Below are 23,822 nucleotides of genomic sequence, written 5' to 3'. Positions count from 1 at the left end.
TCCATGGTTCAGGAGCCAACAATGAAGTTAGGTCCCAAAGCGGCAGCAGCCGCTCTTCTCACCAGCGCCGCACTGGCGCTGACCGCCTGCGGCGGCGCCTCAGGCACCTCCAACCCCGGCGCCCCTAAAACAACCACGCTGATTCTGGGCACTGTCCAGGAAATCCGTTCCTGGGACCCTGCCCAGGCGCATGTGGGCCACGTACTGCAGCCCTACCAGGTGGCCTATGACTCGCTGCTCAAGCGGGAGGCAGACGGCCAGCTCAGCCCTATGCTCGCCACCGAGTGGAAATACAACGAAACGAACACGGTGTTGACCGTGGATCTGCGCACTGACGTCACATTCAGCGATGGCTCGAAGTTCGATGCCGTGGCAGCCAAGGCCAACCTGGACCACTTCAAGAAGGCCAACGGCCCCCAGATGGCCCAGCTCACAGCAGTTTCGGACGTCGCGGTGGTTGATGCGGACACGGTTGAACTCAACCTGACCCAGCCGGACCCTTCACTTGAGTACTACCTCAGCCAGGCCGCCGGCCTGATGGGAAGCCCGACAGCTTTGGGCACGGAAGGCATCAAGACCGAGCCCGTCGGCAGTGGCCCCTACGTGATGGACAAGGCCGCCACGGTCAAGGACTCCCAGTCCGTTTTCACAGCCCGGAAGGACTACTGGAACAAGGACCTGCAGAAGTTCGAAAAAGTCACCTTCAAGACCCTGACTGACCTCACTGCCCGGACCAACGCCCTGGTGTCGGGCCAGGTGGACGCCACCCTGCTGGATCCCAAGACCGGCAAGCAGGCAGAGGGCGCAAAAATGAAGCTGGCCGCGAACCAGGTGGACTGGCAGGGACTTCTGCTGATGGACCGTGACGGGGCCAAGAACGCACCCCTTAAGGATGTGCGGGTGCGTCAGGCCATCAATCACGCGTTCGACAGGAGGACGGTCCTTGATCAGGTCCTGCTGGGGCAGGGCACTCCGACGTCCCAGCCCTTCGGCAAGGAGAGCGGCGCCTGGGTGGAGGATCTTGAGGACAAGTACCCGTATGACCCGGCCAAAGCAAAGGCCCTGCTGAAAGAAGCCGGCTACGAAACCGGAGTAACCCTTGAAATTCCGTCGCTTCCCGGTTTTGAAACCCAGCTGGCCGTGGTCAAGCAGCAGCTGGCGGATGTGGGGATCACCCTGAACGTCGGTGCAGCGCTGACCAACACGTTCACCAGTGACATTGCAGCGCAGAAGTTCACCACCATGTACTTCTCCCTCTTCCAGGGCGAGCCGTGGGTGGCCATCAACCAGATGATCTCCACAAAGGCGCTGTACAACCCGTTCAAGAACACCACTCCCGAGCTGCAGGCAAAGATTGATGCGGTGCAGAATGGCGGCGAAAACGCGGACGAGCTCGCCAAGGAAGTGAACAGGTACGTCGTGGAGCAGGCCTGGTTCGCCCCGCTGTTCCGGGTGAACCAGATGTACTACCACAACGACAAGATCACCGTCACGCCTCAGATCCAGCAGGCGGTTCCCTCGATCTATAACTACGCGCCGGCCAGCTAAGCGCCGAGCGTAAGCACTAAAAGCAGGATGCCGCTGTGTGGCCGCCCCCGCCGGGACGGCCACGCAGCCAAGGCAACCACCATGCCAGTTCAATGGAGCCAGCCATGATCAGATTCATCCTCAAACGTCTCGGCAGCGGAGTCGTGGTCCTGTTCGCCGTTTCGGCCCTGACCTTCTTCCTGCTCTACCTCTCCAGCGGAAGCATCGCCCGCAACATCGTCGGCGACCAGGCCACCCCCGAACAGGTGGCGCTGAAGGAAACAGAACTCGGGCTGGACCAGCCAATCTTTACCCGATACCTGGACTGGGTCGCCAACGCGCTGCAGGGTGACCTGGGCAGCTCATGGTTTACTTCCGAACCGGTAGCGAACGCCCTTGCCACGCGCATCCCGGTCACCATGACCATGGTGTTCACCGCAATGATCCTTATTGCCATGATCGCCACCCTCATCGGCGTTGCCGCCGCCGTGAAGCGCGGATGGGTGGACCGGATCGTCCAGGTCGGCGCCATCATCGGCGACTCCATCCCGGGGTTCGTCATCGGGATCATCCTGGTCACTCTCCTCGCAATCCAGATGGGCCTGTTCCCCGCCACCAGCACGATATCCCCCGGCGCCGGAGCCGACGCGTGGATACTTTCGCTGACCCTGCCCGTCTTAGCACTCCTTATTAACGGCGTGACAAGCGGGGCGCAGCAAATCCGCAGCGCGGTGATCAAGCAGCTGGAACGCGACTACGTCCGGACCCTCCGCAGCCGCGGAATCCAGGAGCGGGAAATCCTTTTCAAGCATGTCCTGCGCAGCGCGGCCCCGGCCGGGCTCACAGTCCTCAGCCTGCAGCTCATCGGCATGCTGGGCGGCGTAGTGATCATCGAGCAGATTTTCGCCCTTCCCGGCATGGGTCCGCTCGCCGTCGCTGCCACCAGCCAAAGCGATCAGCCCGTCGTGATGGGCGTAGTTATGTACACCGTCGCCGTCGTGATTGTGGTCAACCTCATCGTTGACCTGCTCAACGGCTGGCTCAACCCGAAGGTGCGTGCCTCGTGACCGAGTCCGTCGAAACCTCAGCCCTGACCCCCGTCCCCGGCACCACAGGCCAGACCGGAACTGTGGTCCGCTCCACGGTCCTGAAACGTTTGATAAGAAACCCCCTCGGAATCATCGCCGTAGCCATCCTGCTGGTCATGGCCCTGCTTGCCACATTCGCCGATGTTTTGGCGCCGTTCGACGAGAATTTCGCCAACATCTCCAAAACCCTTGCCGCCCCTGACTCGGTGAACATCCTGGGCACCGACAGCTCAGGCCGGGATGTCTGGAGCCGCCTGCTGTTCGGTGCACAGCTGACACTGCTCTCAGCGCTGCTCTGCGCAGCCGTAGCCATTGCGATCGGCCTGCCTGCAGGCCTGATTGCCGGCTACTATGCCGGGAAGTTCGAAGCCGTCTCGAACTGGATTGTCAGCATCCTCATGAGCCTGCCGGGCCTGATCGTGCTGCTGACCATCCGGGCCGCCTTCGGCCCGTCAGTCTGGATTGCCATGATCGCCTTCGGCATCCTGATCAGCCCCTCCTACTTTCGCCTGACCCGGTCAGCAGTCCAATCAGTCCGAAACGAACTTTACGTCGACGCCGCACGGGTCTCCGGGCTTTCGGACCTGAGCATCATCACCCGACACATCTTCTCCGTGGTGAGGGCACCCATCATCATCCAGACCGCCGCGATCGCCGGTGTTGCCATCGCCATCCAGTCCGGCCTGGAGTTCCTGGGCCTTGGCGATCCGGCCAAGGCCTCGTGGGGTGTGATGCTCAGCGAAGGATTCAAGAACGTTTATCTCACCCCCAGCCTGCTTTTCTGGCCTGCCTTTGCCATGGCGTTGACGATAGGTGCCCTGGTCCTGCTGGGCAACGCCATCAGGGACGCTTTGGAAGACCAGGAAAAGATCAAGCACCGCAGGAAGAAGACACACGAGGCCGAAGACGCTGCCTCGACCAGCGCCGCCAAGTCAGCCCGCAAAACTGTTGAAGCTGTCGAAGCGGGAACCGAGCACCACCTGGTTAAAGTGACCAACCTCGGTGTCGGTTACCCCCAGGCCGACGGATCCATCAAGAAAGTGGTGGATGACGTGTCCTTCCACGTTGACCGGGGTGAAATCCTCGGCATTGTGGGTGAATCCGGTTCAGGGAAATCCCAGACGGCGTTCTCGATCCTGGGCCTGCTGCCCGAGAACGCACGCATCGTCGCCGGCGCCATCCAGTTTCATGGCAGCTACACCGTCGCCCCCGGTGAAGACAAAGTGAACCAGGACCGGCTGTCCAAGCTTCGCGGCAAGCGGATCTCATATATCCCGCAGGAACCCATGAGCAACCTCGATCCGGCCTTCACTATCGGCTACCAGTTGGTCACGCCCATGGTGCGCATCCTGGGAATCTCCAAGGCAGAAGCGACCGCACGGGCCATGAAGCTGCTTGCCGACGTCGGAATCGTCAACCCCGAGCGGACCTTTAGGGCCTACCCGCACGAGGTTTCCGGCGGCATGGCCCAGCGCGTCCTCATCGCCGGCGCCATCAGCTGCGAACCGGACCTCATCATCGCCGATGAACCCACTACCGCGCTCGATGTCACCGTCCAGGCTGACGTGCTGGACCTCATCCGCGACCTCCAGCGCCGCCTGGGCGTCGGCGTGATCCTCGTGACCCACAACTTCGGCGTCGTGGCAGACCTCTGCGACCGCGTCGTGGTCATGCAGAACGGCCGGCTTGTCGAGGAAGGACCGGTCCGGGAAATCCTACGCAACCCCAAGCAGGAGTACACCCGGACCCTGCTTGGTTCCATGCTCGAAGGTAAAGAACCCATGACCATGCTCGTATCCGCCAGCCCGAAGGAAACGTCATCATGACCGCAGTCGCCCCCAACACCGGCCTCACCAGGAGAGGAGACCGCGACGAGCTCCTCAGGGTGGAGGACCTGGTGGTTGAGTACCACGGCAAAGGCTGGCGCTCAAAGCCCTTCCGTGCCCTGACGGACATCACCATCACCATCGGCCAGGGCGAGACCCTGGGCCTGGTGGGGGAGTCCGGGTCCGGCAAGACCACCCTGGGACGGGCTGTCCTCGGCCTGGCACCGGTCACCAGCGGCCGGATCATGTTCGAGGGCAAAGACATCAGCAAGGCCACCCGAAAGCAACGCCGCGTGCTCAGCCGCGACATGCAAGTGGTCTTCCAGGACCCCTACACCTCCCTGAACCCGGCGCTTGAAGTCGGGGACATCTTGGCCGAACCCCTGGCTGTGCAGGGTAAACCGCCGGCCGAGGCGAAGAAGCGGGTGAAGGAACTCCTGGACCAGGTGGGGTTGCCCTCGGACGCTATCCACCGGCTTCCGCGGGAGTTCAGCGGCGGCCAGCGCCAGCGCGTTGCCATCGCCCGCGCCCTGGCACTGTCGCCGAAGCTTATTGTGTGTGACGAGCCGGTCAGTGCCCTGGATCTTTCCACCCAGGCCCGCGTCCTGGACCTGTTCCTGCAGATCCAGCAGGACACGGGAGTTTCCTATCTTTTCGTGTCCCACGACCTGGATGTGGTCCGCCACATCAGCCACCGTGTGGCCGTGATGTACCGCGGCGAAATTGTCGAACAAGGCCCCGCAGACCTCGTCACCACCAACCCTGAACACCCCTACACCCAACGGCTGCTCTTGGCTTCACCGGTACCCGACCCGGACCGCCAGGAAAAACGGCGCGCAGACCGGCACCGGCTCCTGGAAGTCCAGCGTCAGCAGAACGAACAGGCAGGCGTGCCCGCCTAGGGCACCGCCAGCAAAACAACAACGGAGGAATGACATGGCCACGATAGGCGTGCAGGCAATGATGTTGAAGGACAGTTTCGCAGAGACCGGGCCGTTCGAGACGCTCCGCAAGATCAGCGCGATCGGTTACAACGCCGTCGAAATATCCCAGATCCCCATGTCCGCTGAGAACGTCGCGGAGCTGGAGAAGTCCCGCGCCGAACTCGGCGTGGACATCGCGGCACTCTCCGTGACCCTGGAGAAACCCCAGGGCCGGCCGGGCGATTCGCTCCAGGAGGACTTCGACAAAATCGTCGAGGACGCCCAGCGGCTGGATTCAAAGCTCCTGCGCATCGGCATGCTGCCGTTCTCCGCCATGAAATCCATCGAGGCGGTAGTGGACTTCGCGAAGCAAGCCAACGGCTACGCCGAGCGCCTCCAGGAACACGGGATCGGACTGTACTACCACAACCATCACATCGAGTTCGCGAAGTTCAACGGCAAGTACATGCTGGATATCATCGCGGACAACTCACCGGCCATGGGCCTGGAAATCGACGTTCACTGGGTCCAGCGCGGCGGGCTCGACCCCGTCCGAACCCTGGAAAAATACGCCGGCCGCACCGCCATGGTCCACCTCAAGGATTACCGCATCGGCACACTCCCCGAAGCCGCCTTCGGGATGCTGGACAGCGGTGACTTCACGGGCTTCATGCGCGAATTCAAGGACGTAGTCCAGTTCGCCGAAGTCGGCGAGGGCAACCTGGACTTCCCCTCCATCATTCCGGCCGCCGAGGCTGCCGGCGCCAAATACATGCTGGTCGAACAGGACGAACTCTACGGCCGGACGGTATGGGAAGCCCTGCAAACCTCGTACAACAACCTCACCGCCATGGGCCACACGGCCCTTTTCTAGACACAGGAGCATCTGACCATGACCAAGAAAGTACGCCTGGGCATCATCGGCTTCGGCCAGCAGGGCGGCGCCTACGCCAAGTTCATCACCGATGGGCTGGTCCCCAACATGGAGATCGGCGCCATCTGCGACACCGACCCCGCCAAAAAGGAATCGGCTGCTGCCACCTACCCGGATGCGCCCTTCTACGACGACTACATCGCCATGCTGGAAAGCGGCGTCGTGGACGCCGTGGTGACCTGTGTCCCGCACTTCCTGCACCCGGAAATCGGCATCGAAACTCTCAAACGGAATATTCACGCGCTCGTGGAGAAGCCGGCGGGCGTTTACACCAAGCAGGTCAAGGAACTCAACGAATACGCAGCGTCCAAGCCTGAGTTGTCCTTCGCCATCATGTTCAACCAGCGCAACAACCCGCTGTACCAAAAGCTCAAAGAAATCGTCGAAAGCGGCGAGATCGGTGCCATCCGGCGCACCAACTGGATCATTACCAACTGGTGGCGCCCCCAGGGCTACTACAACTCCAGCGAATGGCGCGCCACGTGGGGCGGTGAAGGCGGAGGCGTCCTCGTCAACCAGGCACCCCACCAGTTGGATCTGTGGCAGTGGATCTGCGGCGTGCCAAAGACCGTTTACGCAAAGGTGGCCTACGGGTTCCGCCGGGACATCGCCGTCGAGGACGAAGTTACGGCCGTGGTGGACTATGGCGACGGCGCCACCGGCGTTTTCGTCACCGCCACCCACGACATCGTAGGAACCGACCGCTTCGAGATCCTGGGCGACCAAGGCAAGATCGTCGTCGAAAACTCCAAAACCGCCACCGTCACCCGGTTGGTCAAACCCGAGCGGGAACTCAGCGACAGCATGGACATGGACGATGTCCGCAAGCTGTTCATGGGCCAGCTGAACCCGGAGGAGTTCTACAGCACGGAGATCATCGAGTTCGAATCGGCCTGGGGTGCGCAGCACTCCGGCGTGCTGGAAAACTTCGCCGCCAACATCCTGGACGGCACACCGCTGCTGGCGCCCGGCTCTGACGGCATCAACGGCGTCCGCCTGGCCAACGCCATCCACCTCTCCAGCTGGACCGGCACCGAGGTGGGGCTGGACTTTGACGAAGACGAGTTCATCGCGGAGCTGAACAAGCGAATCGCGGCTGAGGGCAAGTTCCCCGAGCGCTCCTAACCACCCATCGCAGCCCGACCGGGTCGCAATAAGTGTCCTCCTCCTCAAAACGGCACTACTGCGACCCGGGCGGGCTCTTCCTCGTTAGGATGGGGCGGTGACTGATCCCACGACGCCGGATGCGGCCGCATCCTCGGACCCGGCGAAAAAGCACGCCCGGAACGGGAAAACCAATGCCACCATCTACGACATCGCCAAGGTGGCCGGCGTCAACCCGTCCACCGTCTCACGCGCGCTCAGTAAGCCGGGCAGGGTCAGCGCAAAGACGCAGAAACTCATCGAGGACGCCGCCGCCGAGTTGAACTACCAGGTCAACCCGTTCGCCCGGGCACTGCCCACCGGCAGGACCAACACGTTCGGTCTCATCGTGGCGGACATCACCAACCCCACCTTCTTCGACATCATCCGTGGCGCCCAGACCACCGGTACCCGGCGTGACTACACCCTGGTGCTAGCCGAGTCCGCGGAGTCAGCCGTCACCGAACTCACCGCCGCCCGGCGCATGCTGACCACCGCCGACGGCCTGATCCTCGCCAGCCCGCGCATGGACGACGAAGATATCCGTGCCCTTTCCCGGGATAAACCCCTAGTGGTTATCAACCGCGAGGTTGAGGGCGTCCCCTGCGTCATTCCCGATGTCCGGAAAGGCATCGGCGAAGCAGTCCGCAGCCTCGCCGGCCACGGCCACAAGAAGCTCGCGTTCGTGGCAGGCCCTGCCCGGTCCTGGATGTCCGCGCGGCGCTGGGAAGGCATGCAGGCTGCGTGCGAATGGTCGCGGCTTGAAGCCGTGCGTGTGGAGTCCAGCAAACCAACGGTCGACGGCGGCAGGCAGGTGGCGCGCGACGTCCTGGCGACCGGGGCCACAGCTGTGCTGACCTACAACGACCTTTTGGCCATTGGCCTCATGCAGGAGCTGCAGGCCGGCGGCATGGTGGTGCCGGACCAGATCAGCATTGTGGGCTTTGACGACATTTTCGGTGCCGATTTCACCACACCGCCACTGACGACCGTGCGTTCGCCTTTGGGGGAGTGCGGCTCCGGCGCTGCCACCCGGCTGCTCGATCTGCTGCACGGTAACGGGGAACCCGCCGGGACCCTGCATGTGGAAACGGAACTGGTGTTGCGCGGGTCCAGCGGCCGGCTCTTGGCCGCGGGCTGATTCCTCCTTCAGAAACTGCGGTGGCAAACTTGGCAACCGGTTGACAAAGCCGACGGCGAAGCCGGAGGATTGACGTATGTCACAGTCGATTGCCGCCAACCCAGATAGGCTCCTGCCCGCTGATCCAGGAACCCGCCGTATTGCGCGCGAGCTCCTGCAGCGCGTCCAGGACCTTCCCATCATTTCCCCGCACGGGCACGTTGACGCCGCAGTCATCGAGCAGAACACGCCCTTTCCGGATCCGGCAGTGTTGCTGGTCAGCCCGGACCATTACGTCACCCGGCTGATCCACGCCAGCGGTGTTCCGCTGGACCGGCTCCGGGAATCGAACACGTCGCGGCCGGACAGCCGTTCGGTGTGGCGTGAGTTCTGCAAAGCCTGGCCCTTGTTCGAGGGCACCGCCTCCGGGTACTGGCTCCGCACGCAGTTCTCCAGCGTCTTTGGCCTGCAGGGGGAGCCCAGCGAGGACACGGCCGATGCCAGTTACGACGCCATTTCCGCCAAGCTTCAGGAGCCGGGTTTCCGGCCGCGGGAGCTGTTCAAGGATTTCAATATCGAGGTCCTGGCCACCACAGACGATCCCCTGGACTCGCTGGAAAGCCACAAGGCCATCGCCCAGGACCCGAGCTTCCATGGGCGTGTGCTGCCCACCTTCCGCCCCGACGCCTACCTCAACATCGCACACCCGTCGTGGTTGGAGAACGTGGACCGGCTCATCGCGGCAGCGGGCGACGGCGGCACAGGCTATGGCGCCTACCTCACCGCGCTGGAGAACCGGCGTCGATATTTTGTGGAGCACGGTGCCGTCTCAGCGGATCACGGCGTGCTGACCCCGGCGACGCTGAAGCTGGACGCCGCCGATGCCGCGAAACTGTTCGACCGTGCCCGCTCCGGAAAGGCAACGGCACAGGACCGCGCGGACTTCGAAGCCCACATGATGTACCAGATGGCCCGGATGTCCGTGGAGGACGGCCTGGTCATGACCATCCATCCCGGCTCGTACCGCAACCACCACGAGCCAACATTCAACGCCTTTGGCGCGGACACCGGGCACGACATCCCGTTCGCGGTCAACTACACGGAGGCCATCCGGCCCGTCCTGCAGGACTTCGGCACCGCGAAGGACTTCCACCTGGTGCTCTTCACGTTGGATGAGACCGTGTTCTCCCGCGAACTCGCCCCGTTGGCAGGTTTCTACCCGTCTGTCTATATCGGTGCCCCGTGGTGGTTCCTGGACGCCCCCGATGCCATGCTGCGGTTCCGTTCCGCCGTCACCGAGACCGCAGGTTTCTCCCGTTCCTCAGGCTTCATCGACGATACCCGGGCCTTCTGCTCCATCCCGGCCCGGCACGACGCCTCCCGGCGGATCGAGGCCTCCTTCCTGGCCCGGCTCGTAGCGGAACACCGGGTCAGCGAGGACCGCGCGCACGAGCTCATTATCGACATCGTCGATGCCTCCCCCCGGCGGGTGTTCAAGCTGTGAGCGCCGCTGTACTCACCGGCGCAGAGCCGGCAGTGAACCTTCCCCAGCTGAACCGCCGACTTCGTCCGGCCATCAAGGCGCCGGTGCGCATTGTGCATCTGGGACTGGGCGCCTTCCACCGCTCCCACCAGGCCTGGTACACCAACCAGGCCGGAGACGCCGCTGACTGGGGAATCGCGTCCTTCACCGGCCGCAGGCCCGACGCCGCCCTGGCCCTTTCCGAACAGGACGGACTCTTCACGCTGGTGGAGCGCGCCGATAGCGGAGATACCTTCACCGTCGTCGGCAGCATCGTTGAAGCCGTGGACGGCGCAAACGTGGAGCGCTTGGCAGAGCTTATTGCTGCCCCAGCTACTGCCGTCGTCACCCTGACCATCACCGAGGCCGCCTACGGCCTCGGCGCTGACGGCCAGCTGCACCCTGCCTCGGCCGAGGTCGCCTTGGATCTTGCGCGGCTCGCCTCCGACGGACAACCCATAACGCCGCTGGGACGGTTGGTTTTGGCCCTTGCTGCACGCCGGGCTTCCGGTGCGGGACCGCTGGCAGTGGTCTGCTGTGACAACCTGGCCAACAACGGCGCCGTCGCGCGCAACGCTGTGGTGGGTATGGCGGGCGCCTGGGATGACGCCCTGGCCCGCTGGATCGACGAAAACATCAGATTCGTCAGTACTTCCGTGGACCGCATTACCCCGCGCACCACTGACACCGATATCGCCGCCGTCCAGGACGCCTGTGGATACCGGGACAACGCGCCCGTCGTGGCGGAGCCCTTCTCCAACTGGGTGCTCAGTGGGGATTTCCCGGCCGGACGTCCCCGCTGGGAAGATGCCGGCGCGGTGTTTGTGGACGACATTGAACCCTATGAAAACCGCAAACTGTGGCTCCTCAACGGCGCACATTCCCTGCTGGCCTACGCCGGCCAACTTCGCGGACACGCCACCGTTGCCCGGGCCCTGGAAGACCAGGCCTGCCTGGAAGCGGTTCAAAAGTTCTGGGACGAGGCCGAGGCCAACCTCCCCGCTGGAGAGCTGCAGATCCCGGCATACCGGGCCGCGCTCCTCGACCGTTTCGGCAATGCACGCATTGCCCACCACCTGGCGCAGATCGCCATGGACGGCAGCACCAAACTCCGGATGCGTGCGGTGCCCGTGCTGCAGGCCGAACGGGCCGCGGGTCGCTCCGGTGCTGCCGCCGCGCTCATGATCTCCGCCTGGATGGACTACACCGCCTCCGGTAATGCCATCCAGGATCCGCTGGCGGACCAGGTGGCGGCAGCCAACCGCCTTGACGGCACCGCCAGGATCCAGGCGTTGCTGAACATTGTGGCTCCGGACCTGGCCGAAGACGGTGCCGTCGTACAGCTGATTGAAGCGCGGTCGGGAACCTTCAGCACCTCCACAACGCCTGTCTGACTCTCACCTCTGCAGGAGTGCCCGGAACTGCCGCCAGTCCGGGCACTCCTTTTTGACGAATGTTCGCCATATTTGGCAACCGCTTGCCATATCTTTGCCAAGTGACTAGGATTACTAGCAGAGCAAACGCCCGGCCTATGGCCGGATCCCGACATTTCTTCTCCGGCGCAGCCCGCAAAGACGCGATAGGACCCACCACATGCTTAAGCCCCAAGGCAGTGAAACCCGCGAACTCGTCAACCTCGACGGCCTGTACCGGTTCAAGGTGGACTTCGACCGGGCCGGCCACCGCGAGGAATGGTTCAAGGCACCGCTCGAGACTCCGCTCGAAATGGGAGTCCCCGCAAGCTACAACGACGTCTTCCCCGACAAGGCCATCCGTGACCACGTGGGCTACGTCTGGTACCAGCGCGACGTGCGGGTACCGCGGGGCTGGGCAGGGGAGCGTATCCACCTCCGCCTCGATTCCGCCACCCACGAGGGCATGGTCTGGGTGGACGACGTCCTGGTAGCCGAGCACGTGGGCGGCTACATGCCCTTCAGTGCAGACATCACTGATCACGTGACGCCAGGGAAGGCCTTCCGGTTGACCGTATCCGTCAACAACGAACTGACGCAGGCCACCATCCCGCCAGGCTCCATCACCGTTACGGAGGACGGGCGCCGGCAGCAAAGCTACCTTCATGATTTCTACAACTACGCCGGTCTGCACCGCAGCCTCTGGCTCTACAGCACCCCCGCCGTCACGGTGGACGACATCACCGTGGTCACCGGCTTTGAAGGTGCCACCGGAAGCGTGGACTACACCGTTACGACGGCGGGCGGCAGCGGCAGCGAAACTGTCGCCGTCGCTCTTCGGGACGCAGACGGCGTCGAAGTGGCTCGCAGCGAAGGAAGCCAGGGCACCCTGGTGATCAACGACGTCGTCCTGTGGCAGCCCGGCGCAGCCTACCTGTACAGCCTCACCGCCGAAGTCCACGACGGGGACCTCCTGCTGGACAGCTACACGCTGCCGGTGGGCATCCGCACTGTTGAAGTTCGCGGCAAGGAATTCCTCATCAACGGCGAACCCTTTTACTTCACCGGCTTCGGCATGCACGAGGACCACGTGGCCATCGGCAAGGGCCACAGCGACGCCCAGATGGTCAACGACTTCCAGCTCCTGGAATGGACCGGCGCCAACTCCTTCCGCACCTCGCACTACCCCTACGCCGAGGAAGTGATGGAGTTCGCCGACCGCCACGGCATCGTGGTGATCGATGAAACCGCCGCCGTGGGGCTTCACCTCGGATTCGGCGCCGTCTTCGGTGGGATCGCGAAAAAGACCTACGTTGAGGGCGGGGTGGACGCCAATACCGCGGCCAACCACCGCCAGGCGATCACCGAGCTGATCGCCCGTGACAAGAACCACCCCTCCGTGGTGATCTGGTCCATCGCCAACGAACCCAACGGATCCGAGGAAGGCGCCCGCGAATACTTCGAGCCGCTGGCGCAGCTCACCCGGGAGCTGGACCCCACCCGTCCCGTGGGCTACGTCAACGTCATGTTCGACACCCCGGACAAGGAACTCCTGGGCGACCTCTTCGACGTCATCATGCTCAACCGCTACTACGGCTGGTACCTGAACAACGGGGACCTGGAGACCGCAGAAGCAGTCCTGGAGAAGGAACTGCGCCAGTGGGAGGCCAAGTACGGCAAACCCATGATCATGACCGAATACGGACCGGACACCATGCCGGGCTTCCACTCCATCTACGAACAGCCCTGGAGCGAGGAATACCAGGCCGCCTTCTTGGCCATGTACCACCGGGTCTTCGACCGGGTGGATGCAATGGTGGGCGAGCAGGTATGGAACTTCGCAGACTTCCAAACGTCCAACGGCATCATGCGCGTGGATGGCAACAAAAAGGGCGTGTTTACCCGCGACCGCCGCCCCAAGCCCGCAGCGTACGCGCTGCGCCAGCGCTGGACCGCGCTGGCAGGCACCAAGAACGGCAGCACCAAAACACTTTCCAACCCCTAACGTTTCATCTTTTCGCCGTCTTTCCCCAGGCGGCATCCGGGTAAAGGAGCCCACACCATGAAAAAGCTGAGCAAACTGAGTATCGTCGGCTACGGCGCCGGCGATGCCGCCAACAATCTGGCCTTCACCACCGCCACCATGTTCCTGCTGGTCTACTACACCGATGTTGCCGGCATCTCCGCCGCCGCCGCCGGATCCTTGCTGCTCACCGTCCGGATCTTTGACGCCTTCGCCGATGTTTTTGCCGGCCGCGTGGTGGACCGCACGTTCAGCAAGCGGTTCGGCAAGTTCCGCCCGTTCATCATGTTCGGCTCCATCCCGCTGCTCCTGCTCAGCGTTGCAACATTCTCGGTGCCGCAGATCGGCGAGTCCGGCACCCTGCTTTACGCCTACGTCACCTATGCCGCCCTTGGCCTGGCCTACAGCCTGGTCAACATCCCCTACGGTTCCCTCGCTGGGGCCATGACGCAGGACCCGGGCGAACGGGCCAAACTCGGCTCCGCCCGTATGATCGGCGCCCTGCTGGTGGGCTCCGGCCTGGGCATCTTTGTCGCACCACTCATCAAGCCGGGCGCAGACCTGCAAAACACCTTCACCACCATCACCCTCGTCTTCGTGGTAATCGGCGCCGCCCTGTACTTCTTCACCTTCCTGACAGCCAAGGAACGCGTGCACCGCGCCGTACCTAACGTCACGCTCAAGCAAAGCGTGGACACCCTCCGGGGCAACAAGCCCCTGTTGATGCTGTGCGTCAGCTCATTCTTCTTCCTCTCCGGCTACCTCGCCCTGACCTCGGTCCAGCTGTACTACCTGCGTGATGTCCTGGGCCGGCTGGACCTCTACCCCGTGCTGTCCATCACCCAACTGGTCCTCACATTCGTACTCGCCGCCTTCATGCCCAGACTGGTCCGGGCATTTGGCAAGAAGCGCGTGTACATCTACTCATCCCTGTTGACCGTCATCGGCGGCATCATCATCTTCCTCGCCCCGGCCAGCCAGGTCTGGATCGGTTTCGGCGGCCTCGTCATCAGCCTCTTGGGCGTCCTGGCCGTCAACATCGTCGTCTGGGCCCTTGAAGCCGACACCGTGGAGTACGGCGAATGGAAGACCGGCGTCCGCACGGAAGGCATCACCTACGCCCTCTTCTCCTTCACCCGCAAAACCGGACAGGCCGTCGGTGGCGCACTCGCTGCCTACGCGTTAGCCCTGGGCGGCTACAAGTCCGGTGCCGTGCAGACTGCCGACGCAGTATTCGGTATTCAGCTCGCAGCCGGCGCCATCCCGGCAGTCCTGACGATCCTGGCAGTACTGGTGATGTCCAAGTACAAGCTGACCGACGCCATGCACGCTGAAATCCTCAGCGAAATCCGCGCCCGCCGCGCCGGCAGCGAAAAAGCCGGCGGCGACACAACGGACAGTAGGACCGCCACCGGTGGCACGGCCACCGGGTCAACCGCACCACCTGTCGTTACCTCCAACTAAACCAAACCCCAAGTCTCCAACTCAGCCCAGCCCTTGGAAGGACCAGCTGTGAAAATCATTGCCGCCGAAGTGTTCGTAACGAGCCCCTCTCGGAACTTTGTGACCCTCCGGATCACCACCGAGGATGGCGTGACAGGTATTGGTGACGCGACCTTGAACGGCCGTGAGCTCGCCGTCGCCGCATACCTGAAGGAGCACGTGGCGCAGCTGCTGATCGGCAAGGACCCGCACCGGATCGAGGACACGTGGCAGTTCCTGTACCGCTCCTCGTACTGGCGCCGCGGCCCGGTGACGATGGCTGCGATCGCCGCCGTGGACATGGCGCTGTGGGACATCAAGGGCAAGATGGCCGGCATGCCGGTGTACCAGCTGCTGGGCGGGGCATCCCGGAACGGGCTGCGCGCCTACGGCCACGCCTCCGGCGCGGACCTCCCCTCCCTCTTTGATTCTGTCCGCGAACACCTGGAACTCGGATACAAGTCCATCCGCATCCAGACCGCCGTCCCGGGCATCAACGCCGTCTACGGCGTGGCCGCCCAAGCACAGGCCTCCGGCGAACGCTACGATTACGAGCCCGCCGGGCGGGGCACCTTCCCCCTGGAGGAGGACTGGGACACCCGCGCCTACCTGCGCCACCTGCCCACCGTGTTCGAGGCCGTCCGGAACGAGTTCGGCCCGGAAATCCCGCTGCTGCACGACGGCCACCACCGCATGACCCCCATCCAGGCCGCCAAGCTGGGCAAAGCGCTGGAACCCTACGACCTGTTTTGGCTCGAGGACTGCACCCCCGCCGAGAACCAGGAGGGCCTGCGCCTGGTCCGCCAGCACACCACCACCCCGTTGGCCATCGGTGAAATCTTCAACACGGTGTGGGACTACCAGACCCTGATCAAGGAACAGCTGATCGACTACGTCCGGGCCGCGTCCACCCACTTCGGCGGCATCTCGCCGCTGAAGAAGGTGATGGATTTCGCCGCGCAGTACCAGATCAAGTCCGGCTTCCACGGCCCCACCGACATCTCCCCGGTGGGCTTCGCCGCTCAGCTGCACGTGGGCCTGGCGATCCACAACTACGGCATCCAGGAATACATGCAGCACTCGGACAAGACCAACGAGGTCTTCGAACAGTCCATGACCTTCAAGGACGGCTACCTGCACCCCGGTGACAAGCCCGGCATCGGCGTCGAATTCAACGAGGAAGCCGCCGCAGCCTACCCCTACCAGCAGGCCTACCTGCCCTACAACCGCCTCATCGACGGAACGGTCCACGACTGGTGAACACTTCCAACCCCAACACCGGGCAGCCCAAGCTCCGCGTCATCGTGATGGGGGTCTCCGGCTGCGGCAAGACCACCATCGGAGACCTCGTCGCACGGGAACTTGGCGTCCCGTTCCTCGACGGCGATTCCCTCCACCCGGTCGAGAACGTCGCCAAAATGGCGGCCGGGACACCCCTGACCGACGAGGACCGCTGGCCATGGCTCGGCATTGTCGGCGCCGAACTGGCCAAAGCCGGTGACGGCGGCATGGTCCTGGCCTGCTCGGCACTGCGCCGCAGCTACCGCGACGCCATCCGCGCCCAAGCCCCGGACACCGTTTTCCTGCACCTGCACGGCAGCAAGGAAGTGCTCAGCCAGCGCCTTGAGGGCCGATCCGGGCACTTCATGCCGCCGGCACTGCTTGAGTCCCAGCTCGCCACGCTGGAACCCCTCGCGGCCGACGAAGCCGGCGTCGTGGTCGACGTTGCCTTTCCCGTGCAGCAGGTGGTGCGGGAGGCACTCGCCGGGATTGCCGCCGTCATGCCGGGGGACTCGCGACCCTCACTGGCCCACTAATTCCACTTCCGCAATTCAGCAGCTCCTTCCAGCACGGCCGCATACTGCCGGGGGAGGCTGTCGGTCGCAGCCCCCTTCGGTGAAGCCGGACGGGGGCTGCGAGGCGTCAGGTTTGGGTGTGCCCTAACTGGAACCCCCACGGGCCTGGCGGGCGGCAAGAATTCATTCCGGCCATCGGAGTAACCGCGACTGCGGCGATGAACCTACCCTCGGTTCGGCTCATTGGCCGTGGGCACGGGTGATGCGACGAGACCCAAAAGCGTAAAATTTGAATAGGCCGGCGACGGGCCGAGCCCACAGGCGGATTCGCGGTCGCCTCAGCTCAAACAGCTCGCCGCCTGACCTAAAACTCGTATTGGTAGCCGTCGAACATGGTGCAGGGGGCAGTCGCCGTTGGGGCAGGTTTGGGTAGTTCCGGACCCTCAATACCGGCCGTACTTCCGTACGCAAGAAGGTCCCCGTGTCGCTGTCGGATGAAGAACGCAGGCGCCTTGAAAAGCTCGAAAAGGAACTGGCCGCAGCAGATCCGGATCTTGCCCGGGAACTCGCCGGACTCACCCGCAGCAGGCGAACATCCGGAACCCTGTATGGCGTCCTGACAGCTGCAGCCGGCTTCGCGCTGATCATCGCAGGAATCATCACCAAACTCACCGTCATCGGCGCCATCGGCTTTCTGCTGATGGTCGCGGGCGGTTACTGGTTGCTCAACACCATCTGCCCACCCCAAGACCCAGGGGGCCGTAATGAACCTACGAGATGATGAAACGCTCCGCTCCGTGCCCACTATGTGCGCCACCTGTAGGCGAGGCGGCAAGCGGTGACGCCCCGGTGGACGCTGTCCCGTCCTGCCGGCCTCATCGGCCACCGAGAGCGGGAGTAATGGACGTTCCGTCGCTGGTTTGGGTCCTGACCATCGTGGGAATCGTTGCGCTGCTGGTCCTAGATTTCTTTTTCCTGTCCGCCGTCCGCACATTCCAACGCTGGCAGAAGCGGCAGTCTGGTCCTCGGTCTATGTAGGGATTGCACTCTGTTTCGGTCTGGGCATAGTCGTTTTTAGTGGTGCAACGCGCGGGGCCGAATATTTCGCGGGATTCATCACTGAGAAGGCCCTGTCGGTGGACAATCTGTTCGTCTTCCTGGTGATCATGACCAGCTTCGGAGTCCCCCGCGAAGACCAGCAGAAAGTACTGCTGTTCGGCATAGCGTTCGCGCTGATCGCACGAACGGTCTTCATCCTCCTCGGCGCGGCGCTGATCAACACCTTTGCCTGGGTTTTCTACTTCTTCGGGCTGATCCTGCTGATTACCGCAGGGAACATGCTCAGGCACGAAGGTACCGAGGAACAAACAGCGGACAACATCATGATCCGGGCAGCACGGCGGCTATTTCACACGACTGATTACTACGACGGTGACAAGCTGTTCACGGTTCAGAACGGCAAACGGGCGCTGACGCCCATGTTGCTCGTGATGGTCGCCATCGCCGGAACTGACATCCTCTTCGCCCTGGACTCGATCCCGGCGATCTTTGGTCTGACCCAGGACGTCTTCATCGTGTTCACCGCGAACGCGTTCGCACTGCTCGGACTTCGCCAGTTGTACTTCCTGATCGACGGGCTCCTGAACCGCCTGATCTTCCTCTCCTATGGGCTGGCGCTGATTCTGGGATTCATCGGCGTGAAACTGATGCTCCACGCCCTGCACGAAAACACCGTCCCGCTTATCAACGAGGGCAACCCGGTGCCGGTCATCGAGTTCGATACAGGGCTTTCGCTCACCGTTATCATCACCGTGCTCGCCATCACTGTTCTTGCGTCCCTGCTCAGTCCGCGCGGTAAGACTCAGGCGCTAACTACAGCCGCCCGCCGCGACGCCATTAACTACCTTGACCCCGGCTACACAGCGGACAGCGGGGAGCGGAACCGGATCTTTGCACGGTTGCTTGAGGAAGAACGGCAAATCCGTAAGCTCGGGCGCAGGCAGCGCCAACCGGTGAAGGACGAACAGGAACTGAAGGACCTGATCGCCCAGGCCCGTGAACATCACGATGGGAAATCCATCGCTCAGGACCACCCAAAGGAGGACCGCTCCAACGGCCCCCTGGAGGGAGATCGCTAGTTTTCAGTACGTCGCGCGAGCAGCAGTACTTGAACCAGCTTCCGCCTTTCAATCACCATTGGCCCCGTGGCACAGAAACTGACATCAACTCTGACCACATACCACTTTATGACACCAGCGTTCGGGGCGTCATGGAGGTTCCGGGCAAGGGCCAGCTGCCCTGTTATCTGGCGATCATGACGTTGCAGTGTGCGTGGGTCAGAACCGTCGCGAGTGTTCCGGGATGATCTTCACGGCTGTGGGCTCCCAATACCAGCAGTTCGGCATTTGCTCCCGCCTCAACCAGCGCAGTCGCTACAGAGTGCCCAGAGAGCATTTCCTCCGTCACGGCCAGGTCAGGGGCGAAATCCTGCGCCCACAGCACCGCGTTGCGCAGCACGTCGCTATCGTGCGTCCGGGAGGACGTGTGGCGCTTCCATGCCGGCTCTGAGGAATCGACATGGACGATGTGCAGCTTCGCCGGTAGTGCCTGTGCCGCACGGACCGACTGTTCCAGGACCCTGTGGCTCCGCGGCTGCCCGTCGATGCAGGCGACCACTGGTTTTCCTTCCCCGCGTTCAGTCCTGACCACCACGAGGGGGCACGGGCACGCCCGGGAGAGGTCAACGGAAACGGAGCCGGCTAACTTTCCCAGGAAGCCACCCAGGCCTCGGCTGCCCACTACGAGCAGGTCCGCACCGAGCGATTCCTCGCGCAGGACCTCCGCGGGCAGGCCAGCCACCATCCTCGGCTCGATGTCCAGTCCGGGTGAGGTCCTGTGCGCGAAGTCCACGCCCTCGGAAAGAATCTCTTCGGCCGCATGCCGCAGCCCGCTGTCAGCGACGCCCTTCACCGGTCCTACGTTGTTGGTGAATAGAGGCCAGATCCAGGCATGAACGATGCACACCTTTGCCTGCGAGGCTACGGCATAGGCCAGGCCCCAGCGCAGGGCCATTCTGGACGGCTCCGAACCGTCATAACCGATCACCAGTTCAACGCCCACCGCTACAGCCCCCTTGACTGCCGGACCAGCTCCCACGGACCTCACTTATTGCATCCGTCTCGACAGCTGGACCTACTGAGTTAACGTCCCATGTTCCGGAATCTTTCCAGCGCATGCAGGGGGACGCCCGTCGTGCTTGACCAGGCTTCAACAGGTGCCGGAAGGTGAGCCAAGTCCTGTCTTCGCCGAATCACATGAGGTGGGCCAGCGATAATGCAGGTGATTCCCCAGGCGCTGACGAGTTCACCTGCTATTCCTGTTTCCTTGTCCGGCACCGGTCCCAGCTGGCGCGGGAGAGCAACGGCCATTCATACTGCGTCGAGTGCGAGGGTTAAAGCAGCTTCCTCCAACACTAAGTCCCGCAGATAGGCACTTTATGCGCGTTCTGCTGGCCCCTTCTGACCGTAGCTCTAATAATCTCAGTATCGGCATTTGATGAATGGGCCGTGGAGCACTAGAGAGCGCTCCGTCGCTCGGCCACGGCAAGAGGAATCACCAAAGAATGCCCTTGTTGTCAGGCCTCCGCTACAGGGCGGTGGGAACGGAGCTGCGGACTCGGGATCGATCCCGAATACCCCGTTAGGGGATTTCAGGGGCATCACAACGGGGGATGCCGGGGATTGTTTTTGATGCTCCAGCACCTGACACTGATCGAACTGGGCATTGCCTGTGAAATTCAACTCCGGGGAGCGACGTTGCTGGACTATCCATTTTTTCGCAAAGGCGGGCGTGATAGGGGTCCCAGGGCTTCCTGGCTTTTGGCAAGGCGGGGAGTTGACCGCAAGTCTGATCTTCGCTTCCGCGGGCCGCGGGATCGGCGGTTGCATGCACTGCTGACAGCACTGCTTGTTGCGCTGGCTGGTTTGGTGGTGCCGGTTTCGGCGTCGGCTGCTCCGGGTGATGTTGGGGTTGAGGGTCCGTCGCATACCGGGACGGGGACGCCGACGGGCACGAAGCGGTCAACGAGTGGGCTGTGGTTCAACGACGGGTCCTGGTGGGGGAACCTGTGGGACACGGCTAGCTCGGATTTTCATATCTTCCGCTTCAACGCCGCGACGAACACGTGGGTTGATACACGTGTGGCGACGGATACGCGGGCTAACACCCACCATGACGTGCTGTGGGACGGGAAGACGTTGTATGTGGCGAGCTATCGGTTCGTCAACGACGGCGTGCCGGCTGAGCCCAACTACCCTACGACGATGCGGCGTTACAGCTACGACTCGGCTGCAAAGACGTACAGGCTGCTGGGTTCTGCCAACATCAACAACCACCGCGTCGAGGCCCTGACCATCGATAAGGACTCGACTGGTCGGCTGTGGGCCACGTGGCAGCAGGGGAACCGGATTTATCTGAACGTCACTGGCACGGACGGCACGACGTGGGGGACGCCGTTTACGCATCCTGCGTCATTGAGCAACGTGTCTGTGGACGACACCTCGGCTGTGATCGCGTTCGGTGGGAACAAGATGGGCGTGATGTGGAGCCGGCAAGTGGGTGACTCCACGGACGGCATGTACTGGAGCTACCACGTCGACGGAGCAGCGAGCAACGCCTGGACCACCCCTGTAGCGGCAGTGTCGGGACAGCGCAGCGGTGATGACCACATGAACCTGAAGTGGCTGGACTCCTCGGGCGGAAGGGTTTTCGCCGCTATTAAAACGTCCTTTACGTCGTCGTCCCAGCCGCTGATCCAGCTGTTGGCATTGAACGCGTCGACGTCGGCCTGGTCGGCGCACACGATCGCGACTGTGGCCGAGTGCCCGAACCGGGTGGTTGTCCTGATTGATGAGAGCACGCAGATGTTGCGTACCTTCGCTACCTATCCGAAGTCGAGTGGCACGGGCATCACGAACGCCGGTGTCTGCACCAGCTCGGGAGGCGCGATCTACGAAAAATCCACGCCGCTGAACAACATCAGCTTCACCACTGCGAAGACGGCCCGCATTGTGGACGCCGACCAGTATGTCCACAACGCGACGTCGACGAAGCAGAACCTCAACAATTCGACGGGCACGGCCAACAGCGGTTTGCTGTTGCTCGCGGATGTGAACGCCACCAGCAGGTACTGGCACTATTACGACGGCACCGGCGGTGGCGGTGGTGGTGACACGGTGGCGCCGACGGTGACGGGTACCTCTCCGGTTGCTGGTGCCACGGGTGTGGCGGTGGGCGCAGATGTGACGGGGACGTTCTCGGAGGCGATGACTGCCTCGACGATCACGGCCAGCACGTTCACGCTAACGGGGCCGGGGACGACGCCGGTGTCGGCAGCTGTGACGTACGACAGCACGTCCAAGGTTGGGACGTTGAACCCGGGTGCGGATCTGGCGGCGGACACGACGTACACGGCCACAATCAAGGGCGGCAGTGATGGGGTCAAAGATGCTGCCGGGAACGCCTTGGCGGCAGACAAGACCTGGACCTTCACCACGGCCGCTGCCCCGGTTGGCGGCGGCACATCGGAAACCGTCACGCTCACGGCCACCGCTGACAGCTACGTGTCCGCCGGGGCGGGCACGACGAACTACGGCACGTCCAGCATCCTGGGTGTGGACAACAGCCCGGTCGAGAACGCGTACTTGAAATTCGACCTGACGGCGTATGCGGGCAGGACACTGGAGAGTGCAACGCTGCAGCTGCGCAGCGCCGGGAGCGGGTCAACGGGTAAGCAAAACATCAAACTGGTCGGAATTGACGACTGGACCGAGGCCGGGATCACCTACACCAACCGTCCGACGCTCGGCGCCATCGCCGGCACGCTCGGCCCGACCACGACCAACACCAACTACAACATTCCGCTGACCGCCAGCGCCCTGGCCGGTGAACTTGGCCAACAGCTCTCACTGGGCCTGGACACCAGCAGCGGCGACGGCTTGGACCTCAACTCCAAGGAAACCAACGGAGGCACATACGCACCCAAACTCGTCCTCACCCTGGGCGGTAGCGGTGGAGGTCCTGCGCCGACGCCAACTGATACGGTGGCGCCGACGGTGACGGGTACCTCTCCGGTTGCTGGTGCCACGGGTGTGGCGGTGGGCGCAGATGTGACGGGGACGTTCTCGGAGGCGATGACTGCCTCGACGATCACGGCCAGCACGTTCACGCTAACGGGGCCGGGGACGACGCCGGTGTCGGCAGCTGTGACGTACGACAGCACGTCCAAGGTTGGGACGTTGAACCCGGGTGCGGATCTGGCGGCGGACACGACGTACACGGCCACAATCAAGGGCGGCAGTGATGGGGTCAAAGATGCTGCCGGGAACGCCTTGGCGGCAGACAAGACCTGGACCTTCACCACGGCCGCTGCCCCGGTTGGCGGCGGCACATCGGAAACCGTCACGCTCACGGCCACCGCTGACAGCTACGTGTCCGCCGGGGCGGGCACGACGAACTACGGCACGTCCAGCATCCTGGGTGTGGACAACAGCCCGGTCGAGAACGCGTACTTGAAATTCGACCTGACGGCGTATGCGGGCAGGACACTGGAGAGTGCAACGCTGCAGCTGCGCAGCGCCGGGAGCGGGTCAACGGGTAAGCAAAACATCAAACTGGTCGGAATTGACGACTGGACCGAGGCCGGGATCACCTACACCAACCGTCCGACGCTCGGCGCCATCGCCGGCACGCTCGGCCCGACCACGACCAACACCAACTACAACATTCCGCTGACCGCCAGCGCCCTGGCCGGTGAACTTGGCCAACAGCTCTCACTGGGCCTGGACACCAGCAGCGGCGACGGCTTGGACCTCAACTCCAAGGAAACCAACGGAGGCACATACGCACCCAAACTCGTCCTCACCCTCAAATAGGTACATGGACGTTCTCGGCCAGGGATAGGGGCCTTCGGTTTCCTCAAGATCCGCGCAGTTATGGGGTTGTACCAGGCACGTCCAGGGGGAGCAA

The 23,822-nt window shown here is 63.2% G+C and carries 16 protein-coding genes and 2 pseudogenes; 17 read left to right on the top strand and 1 reads right to left on the bottom strand.

Annotated elements, in window-relative coordinates; genetic code table 11:
* The first annotated feature begins 21 nt into the window (after positions 1-21).
* The 15 genes and pseudogenes from AC5RV1_RS02380 (at position 22) to AC5RV1_RS02310 (ending at position 18,934) form a co-directional block, all read left to right on the top strand.
* A complete protein-coding gene (locus tag AC5RV1_RS02380; RefSeq protein WP_493993386.1) occupies positions 22-1,548 on the top strand; it encodes an ABC transporter substrate-binding protein in 1,527 nt (508 codons plus the stop codon).
* A 104-nt stretch (positions 1,549-1,652) separates the two neighbouring features.
* Complete coding sequence (locus AC5RV1_RS02375) at positions 1,653-2,594, top strand: ABC transporter permease (protein ID WP_493993385.1); 942 nt, start codon at positions 1,653-1,655, stop codon at positions 2,592-2,594.
* Complete coding sequence (locus tag AC5RV1_RS02370) at positions 2,591-4,441, top strand: dipeptide/oligopeptide/nickel ABC transporter permease/ATP-binding protein (RefSeq protein ID WP_493993384.1); 1,851 nt, start codon at positions 2,591-2,593, stop codon at positions 4,439-4,441. Before AC5RV1_RS02375 ends, AC5RV1_RS02370 begins: the two co-directional genes overlap by 4 nt.
* Positions 4,438-5,343 carry an ATP-binding cassette domain-containing protein gene (locus AC5RV1_RS02365; protein WP_493993383.1) on the top strand — a complete coding sequence of 302 codons (906 nt, stop codon included), beginning with the start codon at positions 4,438-4,440 and terminating at the stop codon, positions 5,341-5,343. The genes AC5RV1_RS02370 and AC5RV1_RS02365 overlap by 4 nt, the downstream gene beginning before the upstream one ends.
* Before the next feature lie 34 nt (positions 5,344-5,377).
* On the top strand, positions 5,378-6,238 hold the full coding sequence (locus AC5RV1_RS02360) for a sugar phosphate isomerase/epimerase family protein (protein ID WP_493993382.1): 861 nt from the start codon (positions 5,378-5,380) through the stop codon (positions 6,236-6,238).
* A gap of 18 nt (positions 6,239-6,256) precedes the next feature.
* Positions 6,257-7,423, top strand: a complete 1,167-nt coding sequence (locus AC5RV1_RS02355; RefSeq protein WP_493993381.1) for a Gfo/Idh/MocA family protein — start codon at positions 6,257-6,259, stop codon at positions 7,421-7,423.
* Between the two features lie 97 nt (positions 7,424-7,520).
* Positions 7,521-8,582: a LacI family DNA-binding transcriptional regulator gene (locus AC5RV1_RS02350; protein WP_493993380.1), complete on the top strand. Its 1,062-nt coding sequence runs from the start codon at positions 7,521-7,523 to the stop codon at positions 8,580-8,582.
* A 76-nt stretch (positions 8,583-8,658) separates the two neighbouring features.
* The gene (gene uxaC, locus AC5RV1_RS02345; protein WP_493993379.1) at positions 8,659-10,065 is read left to right on the top strand and encodes a glucuronate isomerase; all 1,407 of its coding nucleotides are present in this window, start codon (positions 8,659-8,661) and stop codon (positions 10,063-10,065) included.
* A complete protein-coding gene (locus AC5RV1_RS02340) occupies positions 10,062-11,477 on the top strand; it encodes a mannitol dehydrogenase family protein (RefSeq protein ID WP_493993378.1) in 1,416 nt (471 codons plus the stop codon). Before uxaC ends, AC5RV1_RS02340 begins: the two co-directional genes overlap by 4 nt.
* A gap of 199 nt (positions 11,478-11,676) precedes the next feature.
* Positions 11,677-13,500 (top strand): beta-glucuronidase, encoded by a 1,824-nt coding sequence (gene uidA, locus AC5RV1_RS02335; protein WP_493993377.1) that lies wholly within the window; start codon positions 11,677-11,679, stop codon positions 13,498-13,500.
* Positions 13,501-13,557: 57 nt separating this feature from the next.
* Positions 13,558-14,982 (top strand): glucuronide transporter, encoded by a 1,425-nt coding sequence (uidB, locus tag AC5RV1_RS02330; RefSeq protein ID WP_493993376.1) that lies wholly within the window; start codon positions 13,558-13,560, stop codon positions 14,980-14,982.
* A gap of 48 nt (positions 14,983-15,030) precedes the next feature.
* Positions 15,031-16,260, top strand: a complete 1,230-nt coding sequence (manD, locus tag AC5RV1_RS02325; RefSeq protein WP_493993375.1) for a D-mannonate dehydratase ManD — start codon at positions 15,031-15,033, stop codon at positions 16,258-16,260.
* Positions 16,257-16,817, top strand: coding sequence for a gluconokinase (locus AC5RV1_RS02320; RefSeq protein ID WP_493993374.1), 561 nt, complete (start codon positions 16,257-16,259; stop codon positions 16,815-16,817). Before manD ends, AC5RV1_RS02320 begins: the two co-directional genes overlap by 4 nt.
* 460 nt (positions 16,818-17,277) lie before the next feature.
* Positions 17,278-17,577, top strand: a complete 300-nt coding sequence (locus tag AC5RV1_RS02315) for a DUF3040 domain-containing protein (RefSeq protein WP_493993373.1) — start codon at positions 17,278-17,280, stop codon at positions 17,575-17,577.
* Between the two features lie 119 nt (positions 17,578-17,696).
* Positions 17,697-18,934, top strand: a pseudogene (locus AC5RV1_RS02310) (TerC family protein).
* Positions 18,935-19,097: 163 nt separating this feature from the next.
* Here the strand turns inward: AC5RV1_RS02310 and AC5RV1_RS02305 are convergent.
* Positions 19,098-19,961 (bottom strand): universal stress protein, encoded by an 864-nt coding sequence (locus AC5RV1_RS02305; protein WP_493993372.1) that lies wholly within the window; start codon positions 19,959-19,961, stop codon positions 19,098-19,100.
* A 165-nt stretch (positions 19,962-20,126) separates the two neighbouring features.
* On the opposite strand from AC5RV1_RS02305, the pseudogene AC5RV1_RS02300 reads away from it, so the two are divergent.
* Together AC5RV1_RS02300 and AC5RV1_RS02295 are read left to right on the top strand one after the other, a co-directional pair.
* Positions 20,127-20,251, top strand: a pseudogene (locus tag AC5RV1_RS02300) (DUF4193 family protein); the annotation flags it as partial.
* 744 nt (positions 20,252-20,995) lie between these two features.
* On the top strand, positions 20,996-23,728 hold the full coding sequence (locus AC5RV1_RS02295; RefSeq protein WP_493993371.1) for a CBM96 family carbohydrate-binding protein: 2,733 nt from the start codon (positions 20,996-20,998) through the stop codon (positions 23,726-23,728).
* Positions 23,729-23,822: the final 94 nt, after the last annotated feature.

The organism is Arthrobacter sp. Hb9-2 (assembly GCF_059091165.1).
The sequence above is the reverse complement of the archived record's forward strand: the minus strand, read 5'-3'. Positions and strand labels throughout refer to the sequence as shown.